We start from the raw sequence: 2,060 nt of genomic DNA, 5'->3' as shown, positions 1-2,060 counted from the left end.
ACCGATTTATCTTTGGCCGCTTTCAATTTCCCTAATGCCTTTAACCTGCCTACTTTGCTTATGTCGCTTATTTTTAGCGCCAGCTTAAATTCCCCGTATGGAATGACGATTTGAGCGGCGACATTCCCGACATATTCCGCCCGGCTAAAAGCGTCTCCGTTTACAATATCTCGTTTCCATGAAACATAGATCGCAGCCCCCGCATATATAGCGGTCTCCATGCGGTGCTGATCGGCATAATCAATCGCTTCCAGCGTTTTTGTACTAACCACCGCACTTAAAAAGACCTTGATCGGCATAATCCTCAAGGTCTCAAACTTGGTTATTGGCTATCTTTTTTTACTTCTTCATACCACTGGTCAAAAATATCATCTGGTAAGAGTTCATCATCATTTGAATAAATCAAATCATATCTATAATGACCTTTTAAGCTGTTTTGTTTCACATTATAGTGTAATTTGATTTCTGTTGGCATTTCTCTTCCAAATTCTATACACTTTTTATGGATTTCCTCCAAATTTTTGATTCCAATATCCAAAACTGCCTCCTGTCGAACTTCCGATGTGTCATAAAACTTTTCTTTTCCAACTGCATCATTAACATTATTTTTAAGAACGACTTTTCCATTAATTTTATAAAAAACGTCAAACGCATATATTTCAGGTTCATATGAGCAATAAATATATATATCATCAGCCTGATTTTCTACATATTCTAAGCAAATAGCAACTATATCCGCTTGTAATTCAGTTAAATAATCTTCAAATACTTTCTGCAGATTTGCTCCCCCTATTTTCAAGGACTCTTGTGTATCAATAGTTCAATTTCAAAATCATTTAAATTTATTTAAAAAGTTTTTAAGAGTAGTAACATAATCATCATAATCTTCCTTGCATAACCAATCAAGATTTTCAAGATCTTCATAAATATCAAGTAACGTCCGTTTTAAATTAGATGCATTTGAATTGTTTATATCAACGGAAGATAGTATTTCTAGTAATTGACCATCATATAATTCTCCAGCCAAAGGATCTTTTTCTAAAAACTCAATTGCTTTTTTTATAGCCAAATCAGTAAATATATTCTGTCGGATCATTTTTGAAACATCATTAATATCAATTTCCTCTGCTCTTTTATTTAATAAGTTTTGATACCAGCTATCGAGTGAATATACTGTTTCTTTTTCAAAAGTAGTTATATTATAAATTTCCCTGATTGTTTTGTCCTTGTTACACATTATTCTATACCTCCGTACGGTTCAAATAAATCTTCTATCTTTCGAATATTCTTTTTCACCTTTTTTAGTGCTTCATTTAGTTCTATTTTTATTTCGTCTGAAAGATTTGGATTTTTTAATGAACCTTCAAGCCCTCTTTCGATTTTTTTTAAGCCTTTATATGAATCTTTCATTTCTTGCAAGTGGTTCCAATAGCCTCCACCTGGTTTAGGCACAGGATTCCCCTGTAAATCTCTTAAAGTACCTGAAAAATCTTTTTCAGTAAGATGATTATCTATAATATTGTCTAAAGTTTCTAAACTTCTCTTCTGAGCCCGTGATAACTCATTCACAATTTTCCCAGTAACCTTAGTCCCATCCCCACGAATACGATGATTCACATCAGGCGCATCCGGACCGTTCGCAAACCTTTGCCATATTTCTTCTTGTGACAAAAACTCGTTGGACGGAACATGTAATCCATCCGGTGTTGTCATAATCGTTTTCGGAGCCGTGCGAATCCTTTGCACTCTTTGCACAAATTCCACTGACTTATCCCTGGCAGCTTTAAGTTTTCCTAATGCCTTTAACCTGCCTACTTTGCTTATGTCGCTTATTTTTAGCGCCAGCTTAAATTCCCCATATGGAATGACGATTTGAGCGGCGATATTCCCGACATATTCCGCCCGGCTATAAGCGTCTCCGTTTACAATATCTCGTTTCCATGAAGCATAGATCGCAGCCCCCGTATATATAGCGGTCTCGATGCGGTGCTGATCGGCATAATCAATCGCTTCAAGCGTTTCTCGAGGATGCATTACCATATCAAACGTATCTGTGACCA

The 2,060-nt window shown here is 35.9% G+C and carries 3 protein-coding genes and 1 pseudogene; all 4 read right to left on the bottom strand.

The window, feature by feature from the left end; translation table 11 throughout:
• Nucleotides 1–299: pseudogene (locus H538_RS24350) on the bottom strand (hypothetical protein); the annotation flags it as partial.
• 23 nt (nucleotides 300–322) lie between these two features.
• Nucleotides 323–778: a hypothetical protein gene (locus H538_RS0118115; protein WP_026678784.1), complete on the bottom strand. Its 456-nt coding sequence runs from the start codon at nucleotides 776–778 to the stop codon at nucleotides 323–325.
• A gap of 54 nt (nucleotides 779–832) precedes the next feature.
• On the bottom strand, nucleotides 833–1,237 hold the full coding sequence (locus tag H538_RS0118110) for a contact-dependent growth inhibition system immunity protein (protein ID WP_035351524.1): 405 nt from the start codon (nucleotides 1,235–1,237) through the stop codon (nucleotides 833–835).
• Nucleotides 1,237–2,060 (bottom strand): polymorphic toxin type 28 domain-containing protein (locus tag H538_RS26275; RefSeq protein ID WP_051291553.1); only part of this gene is annotated, 824 nt, incomplete at its 5' end. The genes H538_RS26275 and H538_RS0118110, both read right to left, overlap by 1 nt.

The sequence above is a fragment of the Fictibacillus gelatini DSM 15865 genome (genome assembly GCF_000430745.1).
In the GTDB taxonomy this organism is placed as follows: Bacteria; Bacillota; Bacilli; order Bacillales; family Fictibacillaceae; genus Fictibacillus_A; species Fictibacillus_A gelatini.
Note: the sequence above shows the minus strand (reverse complement) of the source record. Positions and strands in the feature narration are given on the sequence as shown.

Excerpts from the sequence above, each read along its gene's own strand:
- H538_RS0118110 (WP_035351524.1), bottom strand. The coding sequence starts at position 1,237 with ATGTGTAACAAGGACAAAACAATCAGGGAAATTTATAATATAACTACT.